15 protein-coding genes, 2 tRNA genes and 2 pseudogenes are annotated in these 21,617 nt (G+C 47.4%); 7 read left to right on the top strand and 12 right to left on the bottom strand.

What is annotated here, in order from left to right:
* Positions 1-121: 121 nt before the first annotated feature.
* Positions 122-387: pseudogene (locus ACZ5R2_RS13245) on the bottom strand (glycosyltransferase family 25 protein).
* A 182-nt stretch (positions 388-569) separates the two neighbouring features.
* On the opposite strand from ACZ5R2_RS13245, the pseudogene ACZ5R2_RS13240 reads away from it, so the two are divergent.
* A pseudogene (locus ACZ5R2_RS13240) lies at positions 570-1,693 on the top strand (IS5 family transposase).
* Between the two features lie 237 nt (positions 1,694-1,930).
* On the opposite strand, the gene ACZ5R2_RS13235 reads toward ACZ5R2_RS13240, so the two are convergent.
* The 5 genes from ACZ5R2_RS13235 to ACZ5R2_RS13215 all read right to left on the bottom strand — a co-directional run bounded on the left by ACZ5R2_RS13235 (position 1,931) and on the right by ACZ5R2_RS13215 (position 6,901).
* Positions 1,931-2,021: transfer RNA gene (locus ACZ5R2_RS13235), tRNA-Ser, on the bottom strand.
* Between the two features lie 141 nt (positions 2,022-2,162).
* On the bottom strand, positions 2,163-2,846 hold the full coding sequence (locus tag ACZ5R2_RS13230; RefSeq protein WP_464899833.1) for an HAD family hydrolase: 684 nt from the start codon (positions 2,844-2,846) through the stop codon (positions 2,163-2,165).
* Positions 2,847-2,969: 123 nt separating this feature from the next.
* A complete protein-coding gene (locus ACZ5R2_RS13225) occupies positions 2,970-4,643 on the bottom strand; it encodes a putative 2-aminoethylphosphonate ABC transporter permease subunit (protein WP_464902368.1) in 1,674 nt (557 codons plus the stop codon).
* Between the two features lie 53 nt (positions 4,644-4,696).
* The gene (locus tag ACZ5R2_RS13220; RefSeq protein WP_464899832.1) at positions 4,697-5,776 is read right to left on the bottom strand and encodes a putative 2-aminoethylphosphonate ABC transporter ATP-binding protein; all 1,080 of its coding nucleotides are present in this window, start codon (positions 5,774-5,776) and stop codon (positions 4,697-4,699) included.
* A gap of 108 nt (positions 5,777-5,884) precedes the next feature.
* Positions 5,885-6,901: a putative 2-aminoethylphosphonate ABC transporter substrate-binding protein gene (locus ACZ5R2_RS13215; protein ID WP_464899831.1), complete on the bottom strand. Its 1,017-nt coding sequence runs from the start codon at positions 6,899-6,901 to the stop codon at positions 5,885-5,887.
* A 246-nt stretch (positions 6,902-7,147) separates the two neighbouring features.
* Between ACZ5R2_RS13215 and ACZ5R2_RS13210 the strand changes: the two genes are divergently transcribed.
* Positions 7,148-8,068: a LysR substrate-binding domain-containing protein gene (locus ACZ5R2_RS13210; RefSeq protein ID WP_464899830.1), complete on the top strand. Its 921-nt coding sequence runs from the start codon at positions 7,148-7,150 to the stop codon at positions 8,066-8,068.
* A gap of 48 nt (positions 8,069-8,116) precedes the next feature.
* A complete protein-coding gene (locus ACZ5R2_RS13205; protein WP_438457794.1) occupies positions 8,117-8,446 on the top strand; it encodes an SMR family transporter in 330 nt (109 codons plus the stop codon).
* 65 nt (positions 8,447-8,511) lie between these two features.
* On the opposite strand, the gene ACZ5R2_RS13200 is transcribed toward ACZ5R2_RS13205, so the two are convergent.
* The 3 genes from ACZ5R2_RS13200 to ACZ5R2_RS13190 form a co-directional block, all read right to left on the bottom strand.
* A tRNA-Pro gene (locus ACZ5R2_RS13200) sits at positions 8,512-8,588 on the bottom strand.
* 106 nt (positions 8,589-8,694) lie between these two features.
* Entirely contained in the window at positions 8,695-10,470 is a 1,776-nt protein-coding gene (locus ACZ5R2_RS13195; protein WP_464899829.1) for a DUF3413 domain-containing protein, read from the bottom strand.
* Between the two features lie 27 nt (positions 10,471-10,497).
* Positions 10,498-10,722, bottom strand: a complete 225-nt coding sequence (locus ACZ5R2_RS13190) for a YejL family protein (RefSeq protein ID WP_438457796.1) — start codon at positions 10,720-10,722, stop codon at positions 10,498-10,500.
* Between the two features lie 81 nt (positions 10,723-10,803).
* Between ACZ5R2_RS13190 and yejK the strand changes: the two genes are divergently transcribed.
* The 3 genes from yejK to asd all read left to right on the top strand — a co-directional run bounded on the left by yejK (position 10,804) and on the right by asd (position 14,423).
* The gene (gene yejK, locus ACZ5R2_RS13185; protein WP_464899828.1) at positions 10,804-11,811 is read left to right on the top strand and encodes a nucleoid-associated protein YejK; all 1,008 of its coding nucleotides are present in this window, start codon (positions 10,804-10,806) and stop codon (positions 11,809-11,811) included.
* A gap of 87 nt (positions 11,812-11,898) precedes the next feature.
* Positions 11,899-13,113 carry an Hpt domain-containing protein gene (locus ACZ5R2_RS13180; protein WP_464899827.1) on the top strand — a complete coding sequence of 405 codons (1,215 nt, stop codon included), beginning with the start codon at positions 11,899-11,901 and terminating at the stop codon, positions 13,111-13,113.
* A 197-nt stretch (positions 13,114-13,310) separates the two neighbouring features.
* The gene (gene asd / locus ACZ5R2_RS13175; RefSeq protein ID WP_464899826.1) at positions 13,311-14,423 is read left to right on the top strand and encodes an aspartate-semialdehyde dehydrogenase; all 1,113 of its coding nucleotides are present in this window, start codon (positions 13,311-13,313) and stop codon (positions 14,421-14,423) included.
* 96 nt (positions 14,424-14,519) lie between these two features.
* Here asd and ACZ5R2_RS13170 read toward each other — a convergent pair whose 3' ends face one another.
* Both ACZ5R2_RS13170 and ACZ5R2_RS13165 read right to left on the bottom strand, forming a co-directional pair.
* Positions 14,520-15,365, bottom strand: coding sequence for an ion transporter (locus tag ACZ5R2_RS13170; RefSeq protein WP_464899825.1), 846 nt, complete (start codon positions 15,363-15,365; stop codon positions 14,520-14,522).
* Positions 15,366-15,523: 158 nt separating this feature from the next.
* Entirely contained in the window at positions 15,524-16,162 is a 639-nt protein-coding gene (locus tag ACZ5R2_RS13165) for a YchE family NAAT transporter (RefSeq protein WP_438457801.1), read from the bottom strand.
* 630 nt (positions 16,163-16,792) lie between these two features.
* Here ACZ5R2_RS13165 and adhE point away from each other — a divergent pair.
* Positions 16,793-19,498 carry a bifunctional acetaldehyde-CoA/alcohol dehydrogenase gene (adhE, locus tag ACZ5R2_RS13160; protein WP_464899824.1) on the top strand — a complete coding sequence of 902 codons (2,706 nt, stop codon included), beginning with the start codon at positions 16,793-16,795 and terminating at the stop codon, positions 19,496-19,498.
* A 604-nt stretch (positions 19,499-20,102) separates the two neighbouring features.
* Here adhE and ACZ5R2_RS13155 read toward each other — a convergent pair.
* The gene (locus ACZ5R2_RS13155) at positions 20,103-21,422 is read right to left on the bottom strand and encodes an outer membrane protein transport protein (RefSeq protein WP_464899823.1); all 1,320 of its coding nucleotides are present in this window, start codon (positions 21,420-21,422) and stop codon (positions 20,103-20,105) included.
* Positions 21,423-21,617: the final 195 nt, after the last annotated feature.

Genomic DNA, 21,617 nt, shown 5'->3' with positions numbered 1-21,617 from the left:
CTCAATACTTTAAAATTATGGAGCCAAACCTTTTCTATATAATCATCAACTGGATTAATAAAGTCTTTTATATTATTTGTCAGACTTCCTGCGACACATGGAGACAATATACCCTTTAGCACTAGTGGTCGGACTCGAGTACTAAAATTGACTCGTTACTCTCGTAACATTTATACCACATTCGATAGTGACTATAAAAACAAGCCAATTCAGGTAAAGAAAGAGCATAACCTTTCAAGTCTAGTGATTTTTCAAAAAAGATTGAGGTATATCAGCCACACTTGTGGCATCAAAAAACTCATATAGCAAAGACATTTTTGAAAACTCTTTAGCAATTCTCAATCGCCTGTCATATGAATTGGCAAGACTAATTATAAATATTTTCACACTTTAAAAAACACTAGAGATAGAATATTACACGGCGTTTAGTATACAGTATCTATCCCTTAAAGGGTAGTCATCCCCGATTTCAGCTATAGTAAGTGCGTCATTCATGAGAAGGTGTAGAAGAGGAAGCCAACAGCTGAAAGTGGTACGCTCTCCTCGCCAAAGAAAACAGCCGTGCTACCATGAATTATCAGCAGTTGACCGAGGGCAGAAGATACCAGATTTCTGCTCTTTTGGAACGAGGAATTTCAGTTTCTGAAATCGCTAAAACAGTTCAGTGCCATCGCTCGACGGTTTATCGAGAGCTTAAATGAGGTTGTAAGGACAATCACCATTGTCCGAGCATGGCTCAAATGGCCTCTATCACAAGGCGCAGAGTAGCACTTAAGTACCGAATACCAAGGAAGCGAGTTGATTTTATTCGCCTTCCTCGGGAAGCGGATTGGGTTCCAGGGCAGATTTCGAGTGTATTGACGAAAGCTGAGTGGAAGCAAAACAAACAAGGCAAAGGTGGTAGACCTCACCGACTGAGCTATTATTACTGCGCTGATGGTGAAACGTGTTTTCTGTCTGCCATTGAGAGCGTTGCAAGGTTTTCTAGGCTCAGTATTTAAGTTGTCCAACATGCCGCTTGTTTGCGTGCACTACACTTGTACAAGCCGCTGAGCTAAGGAAGTTGAGCTTTCATTTAAAACCAAGACTAGAGGAGCAATACAACATCTAGTCATTGATGCCAGTGGTCTCAAGGTTTATTGTGAAGGTGAACGGAAGGTAAAGAAGCATGGTACTGATGGGAAGCGCAGACTCTGGCGCAAGCTACATAGCGCAGTAGATACAAGCACGCACGAAATCGCAGCAGTAGAGCAGAGTTTGTTTAACATAACCGATGCCGAAGTGCTCCCCAACTTACTCAAACAGACACGTCGTAAAATCATCTATATATAAGGTGATAGCGCTTATGACGCAAGGAATTGTCATGATGCTATACGGGTCAAGCGAGCGGTTTCATTTATCCCACCATGAGAAGGGGCTGCCTTCTGAGCGCACGGCTAGCGGAGCAAGGACACCCTCACAATTTAGCAGTAGATGGTCAGAAGCTTTACGGCTCTAACAATAAGTGGAAAAGCGGTATAGCTATCACAAGCGCTCGCTGTCAGAGACAGCAATGCATCGAGCGAAACAGTTGTTGAGTGGGAAACTCAGCCTCCGAAATTACAACACTCAGGTTGGCTAGACTTATGCAATGATTAAAGCGCTGAACAAGCTTACGGGACTAGGTATGCCTGAAACTCAGTACATTGTATAAAAGTCATAAACTTTAGGCGGTTTGGTTTCTCGTCTGAATTAAGCAACAAAGCCAATCTTAGCTCTTTAGGATAACTAATAGATTGAAGTTTTCGAGGAAAGTAATAGCGGTTGTAGCGTGCTGCGTTTCTATCTCTGAATAAGAATATGATCGTATTACCTGTCTGGATAATGCTAATCTCAGAAATACGAAAAAGGCGCAAATCCTTTGAATTTAAAAGATTTGCGCCTCAGAATATGGCGGAGAGATAGGGATTTGAACCCTAGATACGCTATTAACGTATGCCGGTTTTCAAGACCGGTGCTTTCAACCACTCAGCCATCTCTCCATTGTGGCCGCTATAGTAATGGGGTTGATTTGACTTGTAAACCCTTGGCGGGTTTGTTTGCTTAATTTACACACAGTTATAGCGGTTTTTAGTAGTTAATGGGGGGATAGGCACTACTTGGTCAAATTATCATTAAAAAAACTAGAGTGACCACTTCTCTTGAATCCAGTTACGCATCTCTGCCTCGGCGGTCAGTTTGGGACAACCATTGATCACCACTGGATTGGGCACTTCGAGTAACAAAGGTAAGTCGTTAATCGAGTCAGAATAGAAGTGTGTCGCCTTATATCTGCCCTGTTGGGACTCGAGCCATTGCTGAAGTCTGATCACCTTGCCTCGCTGGTAACTAGGCGTCCCACTAATCTTACCCGTGTAGTAGTTATTACTAATTTCTAGCTCGACACCCTCGGCAAACTCTATGTTGAGGTGTTTTGCCATTGCTTTGACTAGTAATGAAATTGTCGCGGAGATGATCATGCATGCTTTCCCTTGTCGATGCAGGCGCTCAATCAAATCAAGCGCCGCTGGGTAGATATATTGGGCGGCATGAGAGGCGACGAATTGTGTGGCAAATTGGTCAATTTGATCAACCGTATACGGACGCAGCGGCGCGAGACTAAAAGCAATGTACTCATCCATGTCCATGGCACCTTGATAATACCGCTGCATATGTTGCTTGTCTTGTGCAAGGAAATCGGGCGCAGCGATTTTTAGGTCATGAACAAGGTAGTGGTGCCAAAGAACACTGAGATCTTTTGCGATCAGGGTCTCATCCATGTCGAAGATGATTAGAGGGGTTGGCGTGTAGATTGTTTGAGTGTGCATAATTGCTCCTGAGCTGGGCTCGCGTTTGGCGAGCCTCAGGCTGTGTTTCTTAGAGATGATTCTTGAATAGGTACCGATATCAATCGGTACCGTTTTAACAGTTAGTGGCGAGTCACAGATGGTTTAGCGATAACACCAGCGCTGGGTGTGCTTAATCAGTACATGACTGACCACACTATGGATCATGCGAGCCACTGCAGAGCTCAGCATGATCATCACCGCCATTGCCGCAGCTGCGGCCGTGTAGCCCATTTCATCAAGGTGCATGACAGCAATGGAGGCCAATACAGTATCGGTGGTGTAGAGGAAGATCACGCCGGAGGTTGTGGTCATCGCATTAACGAACAAATAGCTGCCGATATCGAGAATAGCGGGCAGTCCTAGTGGCAGTGAGATCTTAAAAAATGCTCTGTATTGCGGGATCTTAAGTGATGCCGCGACCGCTTCTATTTCTGCTGGGATTTGGCGCAAAGTGGTCATCGCTGTCATATGCCCGACGGTGTAAAGATGCACTACGGTACACAATACCAAAATCGTCATGGTGCCATAGATGCCATTGAGCGGGGTACTTGGGGAGTTAAAGTAGAAGATATAACCCAAACCCAGAACCATACCCGGTACCGCCATCGGCATCATAGCCATCAGGTGCAGGGCATTGCGCAGTGGCTTCATCGCGCGCCCTTTCTCGACACAGTAAGCGACGACAAAGGTCACCATGGTACCAATCACTGCAACAAGTAGTGCCATCTTGACTGAATTAAAGAAGGGTGCCCAGCCGTAGCTGATAAATCGCTCAAAGTCGTAGTTGTTCAGCGTCAGTGCTTTATTGTACGGCCAGAAGCTGACCAAAGAGCCATAAACAGCCATGCCAATGACGACAAGGATCGTTAACACAATCGCACTACAAAACACAAAGGCGAGGGTATCTTTAACTCGGCTTGGCTGCGGTTGATAGATAACCGCGTTAGCGCTGATCATACTCTGCTGCTTACGGCGAATATGGGTTTCCACCCCGAATGACAAGACGGCAGGCAGCAGCAAGATCACCGAGGTCACCGCGCCCATGGCAAAGTTGTGTTGACCAATGACCTGCATGTAAATATCCGTTGCTAGCACATTGTATTGACCGCCAATCACCTTGGCGACACCAAAGTCGCAAACGACCAACGTAAAAATAACGATCATCGCACTCATCACACCGTATTTAGCGCCGGGCAGCGTGACGGTAAAAAACGTACGCAGCGGGGAGGTGCGCAGTGCACGTGCTGCTTCATAGAGACGCGCGTCAGCATTGGATAGGCCGGTCGACATGATCAACACAGCATGAGGGAAACACCAAAACACTAGGCCAAGGATGATACCAATGGGACCATAGATACTCTCGCCCATTAGCCATGACTTCCATATCCCTTGGTTACCGAACAGGTAGATAAAGGAAATAGCAGGCAATAATGAGGGTGCAAGAATCGGCAAGCTACCCATGACCTTAAACGTGCGCTTAAATGGCATGCAGGTACGCGTCAGTGCATAGGAAAAACCAAACGCAAGCAGACCTACAATGATTGATACTGTGACGCCGATAAATAGGGTGTTATAAATCGATTGCGTCAGGGCAGGGCTGTTTAGGTAATTGGCATAATTGGCGAAACCAATATACTCGCCCTGACTGTTTTGCACACTTTTGCTAAACATCGCCCATAATGGTGCGATGAGGCCGAAGATCATCAACAGTGCCGCTAGGCAAAGCAGCAGACTCATTACCCACTGGTCACGGCTAATGCGTGTGAAACGGGCCATTAGCCCGGATGAGGTAGTGGTGAGCTTGGATTGTGGGAGTATTGCTTGAAGACTCATGCGGCGTTCTCCTTGACGACATGCTCGTCAAAGATAAGCGCATCCTCGCTTTTCCAGCTCAAGGTGCAGTAATGGCCAACATTTAGCTCAAGCGAATCAAGTTGTTCAGAGCTCACGTCAACCTGCACCAGCTGTTCATTACAGGCTAACTGACATTCAATGCGAATAAAGGAGCCTAGGAATTCAAACGCATTGATCTGTGCCTGAATACCGGTATTGAGATTAGCACTAATGCGCATTTGCTCTGGGCGAAGTGCAACTTTTACCGAGTCGGCGCTTACTCGCTTCGGAGTAGTAAAGCGATAATCGTCAATAGCCAGCAGATTATTTTGCTGATGCTTGGCTTTTAGGAAGTTCATCGTGCCAACGAAATCGGCGACAAACTCCGAAGCTGGTTGGTGATAGATCTCACGCGGCGTCCCAATTTGCTCCACAACGCCATGATTCATTACCACAATGCGATCGGCCATGGTCAAGGCTTCTTCCTGATCATGGGTCACCATGATGGCGGTGATGCCGAGTTTCTTCTGCAGTTGACAGATTTCATGGCGCAGGTGCGCACGTACCTTGGCGTCTAGCGCCGACAGCGGCTCATCGAGCAGCAGCAGGCCTGGTGAGAGAGCAAGCGCACGTGCGAGGGCAACGCGTTGCTGCTGGCCCCCTGAAAGCTGCGCGGGAAATTTATGTTCTGAATTAGGCAGATCAACAAGCTCAAGCCATTGGCGTACCTTCTCCATTGCTTGAGGTTTTTTCATGCCTTGATTAGTGAGGCCAAAGGCAATGTTGTCCGCCACTGTAAGATTTGGAAACAGGGCATAAGATTGAAAGACAATACCGAAATCGCGCTGCTCGGGTGGCAGCAGGGTAATGTCGCGCTGCGCTTGAGTAATCTGACCGGCGCTTGGCAGCTCTAAACCAGCAATCGCTCGCAACAAAGTGGTTTTGCCACAGCCTGAAGGGCCAAGGAAACAGATGAATTCGCCCTCTTTGATATCGAGAGAGATGCGGTCGAGCGCAGTAAAGTCGCCGAAGTGTTTTGACAGGTCGCTAACGGACAAGTAATTGGTAGTGTTCACGGTTTTGATACTCTGAGCAGGCAGCTATTGATAGGGGGAATTGAGACAAAAGGGGCTCAAGCGAGCCCCTAGTGAGAACTGATTCCCTGTTAGGAACATAGTGGCTAATTATTTGGCGTCTGACTTACCGTCAAAGCGTTTAACCCACTCATTGATGATGTAGTCGTAGTTCTCTGATGCCCAAACAAAATCGTTTTCAATCATGATTTCAGTGGCATTGGTTGGGTAGTGCTCAACCGGCTGTGCTAGGTCGCTGATGGCAATAACAGGGTAGAACTGGTTGTACACCTTGTTCGCGTCTGCTGATGCCGCGTAGTCAAGTAGGGTTTGCGCAGCATCAAGCTTGTCGGTACCCGAGACAATCGCTGCGGCTTCCATATCCCAACCTACACCTTCTGATGGGAAGATCATATCGATTGGCGCACCTTGCTGTTTCAGTGTTGCACCGCGGAAGGCAAATGAGATACCCATCGTTGCTTCACCCGTTGCTGCTAGGTTACATGGTGCTGAACCCGAGTGAGTGTAGCGGGCGATATTTTTGTGCAGGCCTTCCATGTACTCCCAGCCTTGCTCATCACCGAACTGTTGCAGCCATGCCGATACGTCTAGGAAACCAGTGCCGGAAGAGGCAGGGTTAGGCATGACAATGTGACCCGCGTACTCCGGTTTTTTCAGGTCAGCCCAAGAAGTTGGCGCCTCAAGGTTGTGCTTTTTCGCTTCAATAGTGTTGAAACAGATACCCGCAATCCATGCATCCATACCAATCCAGTGTGGTACTTCACGGCTATCACGGAACTTCTCATCCAGCTTATCAAGTTCAGCCGGAGCATATGGAGCCAGCAAATCCTGCTTATCAAGAACCATCATCGATGTTGCCGCAAGACCCCAGATGACATCCGCCTGTGGGTTGTCTTTTTCTGCGAGTAGTCGCGCAGTCACAACGCTGGTTGAATCGCGCATAAAGTTCAGCTTGATATCCGGGTGCTGAGCTTGGAAGGCACTTTCCAGTGCGCGAATCTGTTCAATTTCAAATGCTGTGTAGACAGTCAGTTCTTGCTTGGCGAAAGCTGAAATACTTGTCAACGATACTGCAGCAGTCGCAGCAGCAAGCATCAATTTGTTCATGATATTCTCCATTTCATGATTGCGGTGTGGCGTGTTGCCAGTTAAGTTGCGGTATAAGTTAGAAGCAGAGAATTAAGTTAAAATTACAGCTGAAGCATTTTTTTGTCTGATTTATATTAGTTTTTCTAAACTAACCCGACATGTCAGCGTCATGCATATAAGTAAAACTAACGTCACGATTTGTTCATCTGCGTGTAAAAGTTCATGTCTAGTTTGACCACACCATCCCTTAAGAGAACACCGCCTATGTTGCCTCCACTCAAGTCCTTGGTGGCTTTTGAAGCTTGCGCTCGACTTCATTCCATTTCGAAAGCGGCAGTTGAGCTGCATGTGACTCAGGCTGCAGTGAGTCAACACATCAAGGCGCTTGAGCAGTTCTTGGGTTTCGCGCTGTTTAATCGCGAGCAACGCCGGCTTAAACTATCAACCCAAGGGCACAAGTACTACCCAACGGTTCATCAATCACTGCTCGCGATCCGCAATCAGACTCAAGCACTGACCTATCAGAGTGAGCCGCAGCAACTGACGATCAAGGTCAACACCTCGTTTGCCTATTTTTGGTTAGTGCCCATGCTCGACGACTTTTATAAGCAGCACCCCTATATCAACGTTCGTCTGCATACTGACGACTGGCCGCAATTGGACGACAACCAATCACGGGTCGATATCGAGATTGTCAATGGTCAGCCCAATGGCAGTGATTATGGTGAGTTAATTTGTAAAGAGTACTGGTTGGCTATCTGTAGCCCGGGGTTTCGAGAGCGTTACCATCAAGAATTGGAGCGGGGTCAGTTTGATCTGCTGCCGGGGATATACGTTCGAGGTTATGCCGAGGGCTGGCCGGATTGGTTAGCGAGCAATGCGCTCTCGTGCGGCGCACCGAAAAAGCAGTATGAGGTTGGCAGCAGTATGATGGGGTTAGAGCTCGTCGCGAAGGGTGCTGGGGTGATGTTGTGTCGCTCTCTGAATGCGATTCCGTTACTCTCGAGTGGTGAGGTGGTCGCGATCAGTGATAAAGTAATGAGCGCCAGCGATAGCCATTTCTTGACGTATAATCGCCATTTATCGCCGCCTAAGGTGACCTTGTTTACTCAATGGTTTAAGCAAAAGATGCTAGAGCAATGTCCAGAAGAGGCGTTTTTTCGCGCGCTTAAGCAATCACGGTAAGCACGTCACCACACACAAACAGTAACGACCGAATAGACGGGGAATATTTTGCACTATTTTTTACTCGCATTTGCCATTGCCGCTGAGGTGATTGCAACCAGCTTTTTGACCAAGACTGAAGGTTTTACCAAACCAATCCCAACTCTAATCTGTCTGGCGTGTTATGCCGCCGCCTTTGCTGCCCTAGCGCAAGTTGTCAAAGTCATGCCAGTCGGGATCGCCTATGCAATTTGGTGTGGTGCAGGCATCGTGTTGGTCGCAGGTATCGGCTGGATGGTTTTTGGTCAGAAGTTGGATATGCCGGCGATCATCGGAATGAGCTTTATTCTGCTCGGCACGGTGATCGTCAATGTATTCTCGAAAGTGGTGACCCACTAACTTCTATATTTTTGTCTGGCCTAAAACGAGGAAGGGGTTAGCCTAAGCTAACCCCTTGCGGTATATGGTCGGACTGACAAGATTTGAACTTGCGACCCCCGACACCCCATGACGGTGCGCTACCAAGCTGCGCTACAGTCCGATGGGATTGATATTACCACCTCATCATCGAACGTCAATGGGTAAGAGATTGATAAAAATCGCATTATTATCGATTTGCTGGCTCGTTTGCACAAACTCTGACCAATCTAGTCGTTATAGAAGCGCTGCAATTCAGTTAGAGCCTGCATCAACACGGGTAGCGTTGGACTCTCGTCCTTGAGGCGCTGATAATTCTCATTGTATACCTTGTAGTTGCCATAGCGATCCACCACGGTGGTTTTGCTTGGTGTCAGTAGAGCTAACTCGTTATTGTTACCAGCGATAACCCACTTGCGCTTACGCTCATTAAATAGATTGCGACCGCTACTGTAATCACTTGGGTTTGATGAGGCTCCAAGCAGTTCTTCCATTAGGGTTACCGAGATATCTAAGTGGCTGGTGGAGTGAGTATACTCAGCGGCGAGCTTACCCGGCCATTTGATAACCAAAGGCACCGACAGCTGATAATTACTGTAATTTGAGCCAGCGCCCCAACTGTTGGTTTTGGTCTCATTAAACTCGATACCATGATTAGAAGTGATGATCACGACCGTTTTATCACGAACTTCCAATACCTCTAGCTCAGCGAGGATTTGCTCTAGCTGTCTATCAGCCTGCTTAACTGACTGTACATAGCCTTGTTTAAGTTTATCGAGCGTTGAGCCTTGGTACTCTTCCATGGCATTAAACTGCTCGACCGTCGTCAGCTCGATAAAGCTAAACCAAGGGGCACCACTGTTTTCGCTCACCCACTCGCTCCAGGTATCAAGTAGGCGCTCGCCTTTGAGGCTCTCCTCAACTGGAAGATCGCGGAAGATTAAATTGGTATATAAATCAAAGTTGAAGCGATGGTCACTAAACAAGCCAAATTGATAGTCATTGGTGCCCAGCGTTGACAGCAAAATAGATGCGTCGCCTTGATTTGAAACACTGCCCAAGTAACTGGTCGGCAGGCCATAAAATAGGCCAAACATACCTTGCACATCGTTGCTTGAACTGTAATGACGGGTAAAGTTAAGCGCATTATCAGCAAACTGCGTGGTAAAAGGCATTGCTTCTTGATTAAGCGCGTCTGCACGCAGGTTGTTGACGTTAATCAGCAAGACATTGAGTGGGTTAGCACGGCGCTCAAACACCAGTGGCTCGAGTGGATAGCTGATTTCGCCCGCGCGCGCTTCGCTCTCTTGGCGGCGTTTTTGGTACTCTTCACGATCAAGGATGCCGTGTTTTTCCATAAACGACTTCGCCGTCATTGGATAAGACAGCGGAAAATTAGCGCGTTGTTTGGTAATGGGTTCGTAGAACGAGATATCGGCCCAAACGTAAATCACGTGGCTTAAGCTGAAACAGATAAAAAACACCGCGGCAATTGGGCGGCCAATATGGCGATGACTCAGCTTGCGTTGCTTACGCCACACCCACTCTGAGAGACCAAGCTCAAGCAGGAAGATCATTGGCAGCACGATAAATAGATGCTGGAAATCACGACTGACGGGCGATGAGTTATCCGTAAACAGTAACTCCCACACCACAGGATTGAGGTGCAAACTGATCGACTGATAGGTTTGGGTATCGATCAACAAAACTGTCAAGCTGATGGTCGAAAACAACACCGTGAGCAGCCTGAACAGTTTTTTTGAGGGCACTAAGAAAGTGAGTGGAAACAGCACCAACAGATAGAGGGCAAATACCAAGAAGCCAAAATGCCCAACCCATGATATAGCCAAATACAGCTGTCCTAGCAGACTCTCTGGCCATGGTGATTGGGCAATGTAACGTGTTCCGATAAGCATGGCTGCGATAATATTGAAAAACGCAAACCAGTGCCCCCATCCTACGAGACGAGACACGCGTTCCGAGTAGGAGTTTCCGCTATCTACCATAAGTGCTGTTCTTTTATATCCAACTTATTAGTGAGCTTTATCTTCTAGAGAAGAAACAAGAGCTTGGGCGAATTTATCAGCAATCGCCTTGCGCTGTGAAGGGGCAACGCTTTGATTTAAGACATTGGTTGCAATATTACCTGCAATCATCAGAGAGAGTTCTGGCGTTGCATTGTGTTTCTCAAGAACCGCAGCAACCTCTGCTAGGATTTGTTCGACTTGGTCGTCGCTGTATTTAGATGTAATAGGCATGGTAACTCTATATGTGCTAGTAAAAACGACTTATGATACCCTACTAGACCCGCTAACTGAACCAAGATTACTTCAATTCCTATGAGTCTGCAGCTTTCTAACATTATTTTGCATCAACTGACCAAAAATGATCAGGATGAACTGGTGGTTAACTACCGTCCACAGGCACTCGAGCTTGACCAAACGAGTGAGAGCCTAGTCGCACAGTTGCACCGTACGTTTAATGCTAAGCCAGGTAAGGGGTTTGGGCTATTTAAAAGTGATAGTGATTTCCAGCTCAATCTGGATACCTTCCGCAAAGGAGAGATGGCGTTCTATGAGTTTTCACAGCGTTGTGGTCAATCCCTAAAGCAGGAGTTGTCGAAGTACCCATTCGCTGACGAGGGTATTTTTGTCATTGCCGAGTATCAGTCTCTGGCGACCGATTACCTGTTTATCGGTATCTTGCCGTCCAATCAGAGCCTGAAGGTAACAGAGGGCTTGGATATCAGCGCGACTGACTACCTAGATATCAACAAGATGGATATCGCGGCACGCCTTGACTTATCGACCTACGACACAGATAAAGAGTCGAACCGTTATCTAAGCTACATCAAAGGCCGTGTCGGACGTAAAGTGGCAGATTTCTTCCTTGATTTCTTGCAAGCAGAGGTTGGCTTAGACAGCAAGCAACAGAACCTGGTATTGATGCAGGCGGTTGAGGATTTCTGTGCGGATGCTCAGCTTGATAAGCAAGAAACCACTGAGTACAAGAAGCAAGTGGCAAGTTACTGTAACGATCAGCTCAAAGCTGGCGAAGAGATCCAAGTCAAAGAGCTGTCGGGTGAATTGCCATCGACGGATACGGGCAGCTCTTTTCAAGACTTTACCAGCGCGCAAGGCTACGAGTTGGAGGAGAGTTTTCCAGCTGACCGCACCACAGTGCGCAAACTGACCAAATACGTTGGTGCCGGTGGCGGCCTCAATATCAGTTTCGATAGCCTACTCTTAGGCGAGCGCGTGTTTTATGATCAAGAGAGCGACACCCTAACTATTAAGGGTTGCCCGCCAAACTTGAAAGATCAATTAACCCGTCAGTCGAATGGATAAGGATCGAGAAAAGAGAGAGCAAGTTTGCTCTCTCTTTTTTTTTGGTTTAACGTCAACTTATGTGCACACAATCGTGTAAGGACAAGGATGAAGCTCAACAAAGGGACTGTCGCACTGACCATATGGGTGGTGGCGACCTTCACAGCGCTCTCTTGGCTGCGCAGTGAATACAATGTGCTCACCACACTCGAAAGACTCGATACAGAGGTCAAGCAGGTCAGTAGCTTGCTCAATGTCAATCCGGCTTATCAAACCAATCACCTTGATAACCTGGCGATCTCCACTCGGGTGATCAATGAAACTCAAGTCGAACTCCTTGCCAGTCAAGACAATCATTTTGTCTTCCATGATGTCAATCAGTTGATTTTGTTGCTTGATAGGTTTACCCATCTTGTCGAACAGCTCAGTGACAACAAGCTCCAGAAGGTGCGCCTACTGGAAGAGCTGGGAATGGCAATGGATGAGTATCGCAGCGAACCAAGGGTGTTTGAGGTGCTGACAGAACTGGGCTCGCTAACCTTTATTGCCCTATACAGTGACTTTGATGGTAACTCTCTGGTTTATCGCAAGCTGGATGCGCTGTATGTTGACTCGCTAGAGCTGCCCGACGACGCACGTACTAAGGTGCAGAGCCTGCTTGCGCGCAGTTCAAACTCGCTTGGCGCGTATGCTCAAGGGGCACATTGGGTCGAGCAATTAGCTGAATTTGAGGTGACTAAAACCATCAGCGAGATGCGACAAGAGCTGTATCACCACATCTATGTTGGAGGCATTTTGTTCGCAGCGGTGGGTTTTCTGCCTTTATTGATTGCCCTTTATCGCCGGCCGAGCATGACTTTCACGCCCTCATCAGCGCTGGTGACAGACCCTGCTATTGACCTTGGCGCACAACACGTCACCCAAAGTGACACGCCCGATGCACCACCCGAGCCCAAGTCAAAGCCAACAGTCACGGTTAACCCCGAGCGCACCAGTGCGATAAACTACGCTTATATGCTCGATTCAGTGAGCGGAGACAAAAATGCCGTTGAACTGCTCCTTAATGTGTTTATCGAAGATCATCAAGACGACGCCGAACGAATCCAAGCCCTCATCGGCCAGCAAGATCCCACAGCCCTACGCTTAGTTCACAGCCTAAAGGGCGTCGCAGGCAGCGTCGGTGCGACGCCACTGCGTGATATCGCCTCAGACTTAGAGAGCAACCTGAAAAAAGGCCAACCAATCGCGGATAGTGATCTGGAATTATTGGCGTTGTATTTGCGCCAGACAGTTCAGAGTGCTGAGGACTATCGAGGACGGTGAATCAGAATCGAGAGTCGAGATCGTTTCACTGCGAGTACGCTTCGCTCGAGATGAATCTCACTTGATCGCTGTCTCGCCTCTCGATTCTCGCCTCCCGCCTCTTTTTTTAAATAATGCTTGCGCTTTATAAGGGAAATCTTTATAGATGAGGTTTCCTTTTTTATTTTTGATCTTTTTGACATGGAGTGCGGAAGCGAATGAGAGTAGGTTTAGTTGGTTGGCGTGGTATGGTGGGCTCTGTCCTGATGCAACGCATGGTGGAAGAGCGCGATTTTGATGTTATCGAGCCGGTGTTCTTTAGTACCTCACAAGTCGGTATCCCAGCGCCAAACTTTGGTAAAGATGCGGGCATGCTACAAGATGCGTTTGACATCAATGCGCTTAAGCAACTGGATGCTGTGATTACCTGTCAAGGTGGTGGTTACACTGAGAAGGCTTACCCAGCATTGCGTCAAGCGGGTTGGAAAGGTTACTGGATTGATGCCGCGTCGACACTGCGTATGGCGAGTGACTCAATCATTACCCTTGACCCTGTCAACCTAAACCAAATCCAACAAGGTATTCAGTCAGGCACCAACACCTTCGTTGGCGGTAACTGTACCGTGAGCTTGATGCTAATGGCCTTGGGTGGTCTGTACGAGAAAGGCCATGTTGAGTGGATGAGCGCGATGACCTACCAAGCGGCTTCTGGCGCAGGTGCGAAAAACATGCGTGAGCTGATTGCGCAAATGGGCACCATTAATCAGTCAGTGGCGACAGAGCTTGCTGACCCAGCTTCTTCTATTCTGGACATCGACAAGAAAGTGGCAGAGACCATGCGCGGTGAGAGCTTCCCCGTGGACCAGTTCGGCGTTCCTCTAGCGGGCTCACTGATCCCATGGATTGACGTGAAACGCGACAACGGTCAAAGCAAGGAAGAGTGGAAAGCGGGTGTTGAAGCGAACAAGATTCTTGGCCTACAAGACTCTCCAGTGCCAATCGATGGCACTTGTGTGCGTATCGGAGCGATGCGCTGTCACGCCCAGGCACTGACCATCAAGCTGAAGCAAGCCATCCCAATGGATGAGATCGAAGAGATGATCGGCACCCACAACGACTGGGTTAAAGTGATTCCAAACGAGCGCGATATCACCGCTCAAGAACTCACTCCAGCAAAAGTCACTGGCACACTAAACATCCCAGTAGGCCGCCTACGCAAGATGTCAATGGGCGACGACTTCCTCAACGCTTTCACAGTGGGTGACCAACTCCTATGGGGCGCTGCTGAGCCGTTACGTCGTACGTTACGTATTATTTTGTCTACAAAATAATATTCCCTAGCGGGAAGAGGCGAGAGTCGAGATCGCGTTGCTGCGAGAAGCGAGACGCGATCGCTGTTTTTCCTCGCCTCTCGATTCTCGCCTCTGTCATTCAGGGTCAACGACCCGTTGATCGGGTGACGGCAATTCACTCCCACAATACTTACAATACATCGCCTCAGACTCGTGCCCGGCCTTAGAGCAATTGGGGCATTTGACTAGTTGGCGGTGTGATTTCATTTCATTGTTGAGCTCTGCGGTGATGATACCGGTGGGAACCGCTAGGATAGAGTAACCGAGTAGCATGGTGAGGGAAGCGATCGTTTTACCTAAGCCTGTTTGCGGCACAATATCGCCGTAACCGACGGTGGTGATGGTCACGATTGCCCAGTAGATGCTCTTAGGGATGCTGGTAAAGCCGTGCTCGGGGCCTTCTATTACATAGATTAGCGAGCCGAAAATAGTGACTAAGATGGCCACGGTGGTGAAGAAGATCATCACCTTGCGCTTGGCCATCAAAAGGCTGCGAAGCAAAATATTTGAGTCTTGTAAAAACGGCACCAAGCGTAGCACACGGAAAATACGCATGATGCGTAGCAGGCGGATCACTAACATATAAGAGGCGCCAGGGATCAATAGGGCGAGATAACTGGGTACGATGGCCAGCAAATCAATCAGCCCATAGAAGCTGCGTGCATAGGCCCAGCGCTGGGGTGAGCAATATAGGCGTAGGAGATACTCAATGGTGAAGAGTAGGGTAAATCCAATCTCAATGAGGTGCAGCGGTGGGCCAAAGCGGTCTCGTACTTCCGGGATAGACTCAGCAATCACAACGACAAGCGAGAGTAGGATAGTAATAATCAAGCCTATATCGAACGCACGCCCTGCAGGCGTGTGAGTGCCAAAGATAATCGTATAGAGGTGATTTTTGAGCGGGTGTTTCTTTGTTTCCATAGCGAGTCCATTCTGCCTTGAGTTCGCCGCTTTCCTTGCGTGGCGTAACTAGTCTCTACTTATTATGATAGGCGTATGAATGAAAACAAGTTTTTGTTTTCCCTGCTGGGCTGTGAAGGAAACCTACAGACTGGAGCAGGGAAAGGCGGGGTTACGGGTTACATTAAGCCAGGGAAAAGGTTTCTCAAACCATTAGCCATAAACTCGATACCAAGAGCTGCCAAGATCAAGCCCATGATACGCGTGATCACGTTGATTCCGGTTTGACCTAAGAAGCGTACGATTAGCGGGGCTGAACGGTACAGCAGCCAGGAGCAGAAGCAGAACACCACTACTGTGATCAAGATACCCACCGTTTCGAACATGCTTGGGTAGCGCGCACCATAAACAATCGTTGAACTGATCGCACCAGGGCCAGCCATCAACGGCATCGCCAGTGGCACTACGCCAATCTGCTCGCGGCTCACGTACTCGGACTTCTCTTGCTTGTTTTGCTTATCTTCACCGAGTTTACCACTCATCATGGTAAAGGCGATGCTCAATAGAAGCAGACCACCGGCAATGCGGAACGAATCAAGCGAGATACTGAACATATCCAACAATGCTTGACCTGCAAGTAAAGAAGTGATCAGGATCACACCCACCGCGATGTTAGCGGTCTTGGCTGTTTTGTGCTTTTCTTCCAAAGTCATATGACCGGTCAGAGAAACGAAGATCGGCATAATACCCACCGGGTTCACAGCGGCGACGAGACCCAAGAAGAATTGAAGAAAAATGGCGATTTCGAAAGTTTGCATGATGGCTGTCTGTTCCTTGTAAAGCGATGACCTAAAAGCGCCGCTAATGTAGGGCTTTTTGCCTGAAATTTCGAGTAAAAAGCAACATTAATTGTAACTACCTAATTTATGTTGGTGGTTTATGCGCCAAACCAAATTGGTAACCACTTTTTTGCATGTAACTGGTCAGATAGTGTGCAGCTCGGTTAGTGTAGGCTATTTTTGAACCAGAGGCGGAAACCGAACAAACTTTGTACTGCTGTGCACGTAAAAGATGTGCCAAAGTCAGTAAATTCAACAAAAGTGTAAGTTTTTTTCATACTTTTATTGTCTTTTTTGATAGTAAAGTTTATCTGGCTGTTTTTTATTCACTAAGTGTGCAGTTTTTAATAGTATTTAATTCAGTAACTTACATCTATCTAGGTGATCTGGTTACCACTAATTGGTTAATTAATTTTTGGAATCTGATCTGAGTCATATTTTTTCAAATCGTGAAAGATTATACTCAGTCCTGAAAGCAATTTACTAAGCCTGCTATTTTGTAAGTTACTGACTTACTGATGAATGTTCCGTGGGGGCGGTGCATTCGGCGTTTGATCGCGAGCTCAATAAATTAGCTTTTACATTTTGTTATTTTTAGGAGATTTTTCTATGCCTGTTACCAACCTAGCTGAACTAGACGCTCTAGTAGCCCGCGTAAAAGCGGCGCAAGCGGAGTTTGCTACTTACTCTCAAGAGCAAGTAGACAAAATTTTCCGTGCAGCCTCTCTAGCAGCTAACCAAGCACGTATTCCTCTAGCGCAACAAGCGGTAGAAGAGTCAGGTATGGGTATTGTTGAAGATAAAGTAATCAAGAACCACTTCGCTTCTGAGTTTATCTACAACAAGTACAAAGACGAACAAACTTGTGGCGTCCTTGAAGAGGACGACAACCTAGGTACTATGACTATCGCAGAGCCTGTAGGCATCATCTGTGGTATCGTACCAACAACTAACCCAACATCGACTGCGATCTTCAAGTCTCTAATCTCTTTGAAGACTCGTAACGGTATCATCTTCTCGCCACACCCACGTGCGAAGAACTCAACTAACGACGCAGCGAAGCTAGTACTAGACGCAGCAATCGCAGCGGGCGCACCAAAAGACATCATCGGTTGGATTGACCAGCCATCTGTTGAGCTTTCAAACGCTCTTATGAAGCACGATGGCATCGCTCTAATCCTTGCAACTGGTGGTCCAGGCATGGTTAAAGCGGCATACTCTTCTGGTAAGCCAGCAATCGGTGTAGGTGCAGGTAACGTTCCTGTTGTTATCGACGAAACGGCTGACATCAAGCGTGCAGTAGCTTCTATCCTAATGTCTAAGACATTCGATAACGGCGTAGTATGTGCATCTGAGCAGGCTGCAATCGTTGTTGACGAAGTATACGACGAAGTGAAAGCACGTTTTGCTTCTCACAAAGCTTACGTTCTAAACAAAGCAGAAGCTGAAAAAGTACGTAAAGTTCTACTTATCGATGGCGCACTAAACGCGAAAATCGTAGGTCAGCCTGCTCCAGCTATCGCTGAAATGGCGGGTGTTAAAGTTCCAGCTGACACTAAAGTTCTAGTTGGTGAAGGTCTAGGCAAAGTTTCTTACGACGACGAGTTTGCTCACGAGAAACTATCTCCAACTCTAGGTCTATTCCGCGCTGACAACTTCGAAGACGCAGTTGCTCAAGCGGTAACTATGGTTGAAATCGGCGGTATCGGTCACACATCTGGCCTATACACTAACCAAGACGTTAACGCAGACCGCATCCGTTACTTCGGTGACAAGATGAAGACTGCACGTATTCTTGTAAACATCCCAACGACTCACGGTGGTATCGGTGACCTATACAACTTCAACGTTGCACCGTCTCTAACACTGGGTTGTGGTTCATGGGGTGGTAACTCTATCTCTGAGAACGTAGGTCCTAAGCACCTAATCAACAAGAAAACTGTAGCGAAGCGAGCTGAAAACATGTTGTGGCACAAACTACCTAAGTCTATCTACTTCCGTCGTGGCAGCCTACCAATCGCAATGAGCGATCTAGAAGGTAAGAAGCGTGCGTTCCTAGTAACTGACCGTTTCCTATTCAACAACGGTTACGCAGACGAAGTTGTACAGCTACTGAAAGCTCAAGGCATTGAAGTTCAAACTTTCTTCGACGTAGAAGCGGATCCAACGCTATCTGTAGTTAAGAAAGGTGCGGCAGCAATGGAAAGCTTCCAGCCAGACGTAATCCTAGCGCTAGGCGGTGGTTCACCGATGGATGCGGCTAAGATCATGTGGGTTATGTACGAGCACCCAGAGACTGCATTTGAAGAACTAGCAATGCGCTTTATGGACATTCGTAAGCGTATCTACAAGTTCCCTAAAATGGGTCAAAAAGCTGAGCTTGTATGTATCACTACTACTTCAGGTACTGGTTCAGAAGTTACTCCATTCGCGGTTGTTACAGACGACGAGACTGGCGCTAAGTACCCACTAGCGGACTACGAGCTAACTCCTCAAATGGCAATCGTTGATGCGAACCTTGTAATGAACATGCCTAAGTCTCTAACAGCGTTCGGTGGTTACGATGCCGTAACTCACGCTCTAGAAGCTTACGTATCGGTTCTTGCGAACGAGTACTCAGATGGTCAAGCTCTACAAGCACTTAAGATGCTAAAAGAGTACCTACCATCAAGCTACGCGAACGGTGCTAACGACCCAATCGCTCGTGAGAAAGTACACAACGCAGCGACTATCGCCGGTATCGCGTTCGCGAACGCGTTCCTAGGTGTTTGTCACTCAATGGCACACAAAATTGGTAATGCCTTCCACCTACCACACGGTTTGGCGAACGCACTACTAATCTCGAACGTTGTACGTTACAACGCGAACGACAACCCAACTAAGCAGACTGCATTCTCTCAATACGACCGTCCACAAGCACGTCGTCGTTACGCTGAGGTTGCTGACCACCTTGGCCTAAGCCAAGCTGGTGACCGTACTGCGCAGAAGATTGAGCGTCTTCTAGCATGGTTGGACGAGCTAAAAGGTGACCTAGACATCCCAATGTCTATCCAAGCGGCAGGTGTTGCTGAAGCTGACTTCCTAGCACAAGTTGATGAGCTATCTGTAGACGCGTTCGATGACCAGTGTACTGGTGCGAACCCACGCTACCCACTTATCACTGAGCTGAAAGAAGTTCTACTGTCTTCTTACTACGGTAAAGCTTTCGTTGAAGGTGAAACTTTCGAAGGTACCACTGTAATCAAGAAGAAAGCAGACCAAGAAGCAGCAAAAGCGCCAGCAACTAAAGCTTCTAAAGAGAAAGCTGAAGCTTAATCCGCTTAGTAGGATAAAGTGCTGAGATAGGTTTTCGCTAGCACGAAGCTTATTCGATAAATTTAAAACCCCGGCCGAAACGCCGGGGTTTTCTTTTTTTAGGTTCGAGGTGCGAGGACGCTGCGCTTCGGGGAGCGAGGAGTTGCGTACTTGTTGTAGGGCCAGTGTAAAACTTGGGAATTGCACATAGAGAGGTTGAAACTCTCTGTTGAATCAGTATAAAGTTTTGACACTCCTTCACTCCTTCACTCCTTCACTCCTTCACTCCTTCACTCCTTCACTCCTTCACTCCTTCACTGCATCTTGAAGGTAGTAGGGATCTCTTCGGAGGATTTTGTGGAGATTATGGATATGGAACAGGAACTAACTAAGTAACGCTGCAGGTGTGCCGTGCAAGTGTGATTAGCGATTAAAGTGTTGTTGCTAATCAAGTGGTGATAGTTCTAAGTAACTAAAACTCAATCGAGTTAAATCGTAAGCACACTTTGTTGGGGGTATCGAACGACTTCAATAGCCAATGATGTGTTGCCTGGCGGAATGCGAAAAAGCAAAAGGGCCGGATAACCGACCCTTTGGAGTGTTGTGTATTCTAAATCAGGAGTGATTAGAATGTGCGGCTGTATTGTAGGCCGACTAGGATTGCGTTTGCGCGAGTAGTTGCTGAAATACTAGAAATGTCAGTGCCTGGAATAGCAGGATTTTCAGTACTTTCCTCTACTTTAACATCTTTACCAGCTAGGTAAGTGAAGCCGAAATCAACATTAGATTGTTTGTCGATATTGTAGGTAAAGCCGGCAGAGAACCATTGACGATCAGAATCAGGTACGGATACAGACTTTGTATCACCCTGTGCACTTGTGTCGTACATGTAACCAGCACGAAGTGTCCAGTCTTGGTTTAAGTAATAAGTACCACCGATGGCGTAGTGCCAACCATTCTGCCAGTTGTACTCATTTAGGATTTCTTTTTCGCCATTGATTTTAGCTTCTAACTCGTCAAAAGCACGCCAACCAATCCACTGTACGCTGTAGTGTGCTGCGAATTTGGTATCAGGGATACGATGGTAACCGGAAAACTCTGCCATGTCTGGTAGAGGGAGATAGAGCTTCCCATTACTGTCAGAATTACCCAGATACTCGACGTCGCCTTCAGCTTCAATTTCAGGACTGTAACGATAAGATAGGCCAAATCGGTTGTTTTCATCTAACTCATAGACTGTACCAATGTTAAAGCCAACACCAAAGCCCTTGGCATCTACATCAAGCAAGCTGGTTCCTTTGGGTAAGCCGATAACACAAGGCTCGTCACCTGGACATAGAACAGGTGTACCTGGGTTAATAACTGTACCCATACCTTTGCCTGCGACCCTACTCAGTTTTCCTGTACCGTAGATAAGATCTAATCCTGCACCGAAACTCCACTGGTTATTTAATCGGTAAGAACCAGAAATGCCAAAGTTGACACTTGCTAGGTCGGTTAAGCCGCCGTATTCGGACCAAGACAAATTATCATCGAACTCGGTTTTAGTACCGAAGTTTGAGTAAATGTTAACACCCCAAGCAAACGTATCGTTAACTGGGACAATTAAGTGGATGTTAGGCGCCACTGAGGTGCCACCAATATCGTTGTAGCTTTCGTTACCGTTACCAAAAAGTCCTTGGTAGTTTACATTGCTTGCTTCAATATCCGTGATCAAAGTTTCAAAACCCAAAGACAGCGCAACGTCGTCAAAAAGGGCCATGGCTGCTGGGTTACGAGCCATTACTGATGCGTTGTCGGCGATTACTGCGTCACCGGCGAATGCGCGGCCGATGCCGGTCGCAGATTGTGCGTTAAGTTGGAAACCTGCAGCAACGGCTTGTTGAGAGGCTAGGGCGACCGTTACGGCGACCACTGATTTTTTAAACAGACGCATGTTTTTCATTTGTTTATCCTTGTAAATTGCCTCTATCGGGCAGTTTATTGAGCGGGTGCTCTATATGGGGCGTAATCCTAAGCGCAAGTATAGGAAATAGAAATCCGACCATTGGATAAAACTCGCATAAAATCACAGAAATCATGCCTATCTGACAGGAAATGGCCGTTAAAAGTCAGTAATTAGAGTTATAACTCTATAAAA

The sequence above is a fragment of the Vibrio sabulosilitoris genome, from assembly GCF_055391395.1.
Note: the sequence above shows the minus strand (reverse complement) of the source record. Positions and strands in the feature narration are given on the sequence as shown.

Bases quoted from the DNA above. Each gene is read 5' to 3' on its own strand.
- ACZ5R2_RS13170 (WP_464899825.1), bottom strand. From the start codon at position 15,365: ATGGAAACAAAGAAACACCCGCTCAAAAATCACCTCTATACGATTATC.
- ACZ5R2_RS13165 (WP_438457801.1), bottom strand. From the start codon at position 16,162: ATGCAAACTTTCGAAATCGCCATTTTTCTTCAATTCTTCTTGGGTCTC.
- ACZ5R2_RS13180 (WP_464899827.1), top strand. From the start codon at position 11,899: ATGAAGCTCAACAAAGGGACTGTCGCACTGACCATATGGGTGGTGGCG.
- ACZ5R2_RS13155 (WP_464899823.1), bottom strand. From the start codon at position 21,422: ATGAAAAACATGCGTCTGTTTAAAAAATCAGTGGTCGCCGTAACGGTC.
- ACZ5R2_RS13195 (WP_464899829.1), bottom strand. From the start codon at position 10,470: ATGGTAGATAGCGGAAACTCCTACTCGGAACGCGTGTCTCGTCTCGTA.
- ACZ5R2_RS13225 (WP_464902368.1), bottom strand. From the start codon at position 4,643: ATGGCCCGTTTCACACGCATTAGCCGTGACCAGTGGGTAATGAGTCTG.
- adhE (WP_464899824.1), top strand. From the start codon at position 16,793: ATGCCTGTTACCAACCTAGCTGAACTAGACGCTCTAGTAGCCCGCGTA.
- yejK (WP_464899828.1), top strand. From the start codon at position 10,804: ATGAGTCTGCAGCTTTCTAACATTATTTTGCATCAACTGACCAAAAAT.
- ACZ5R2_RS13210 (WP_464899830.1), top strand. From the start codon at position 7,148: ATGTTGCCTCCACTCAAGTCCTTGGTGGCTTTTGAAGCTTGCGCTCGA.
- ACZ5R2_RS13230 (WP_464899833.1), bottom strand. From the start codon at position 2,846: ATGCACACTCAAACAATCTACACGCCAACCCCTCTAATCATCTTCGAC.
- ACZ5R2_RS13190 (WP_438457796.1), bottom strand. From the start codon at position 10,722: ATGCCTATTACATCTAAATACAGCGACGACCAAGTCGAACAAATCCTA.
- ACZ5R2_RS13215 (WP_464899831.1), bottom strand. From the start codon at position 6,901: ATGAACAAATTGATGCTTGCTGCTGCGACTGCTGCAGTATCGTTGACA.
- asd (WP_464899826.1), top strand. From the start codon at position 13,311: ATGAGAGTAGGTTTAGTTGGTTGGCGTGGTATGGTGGGCTCTGTCCTG.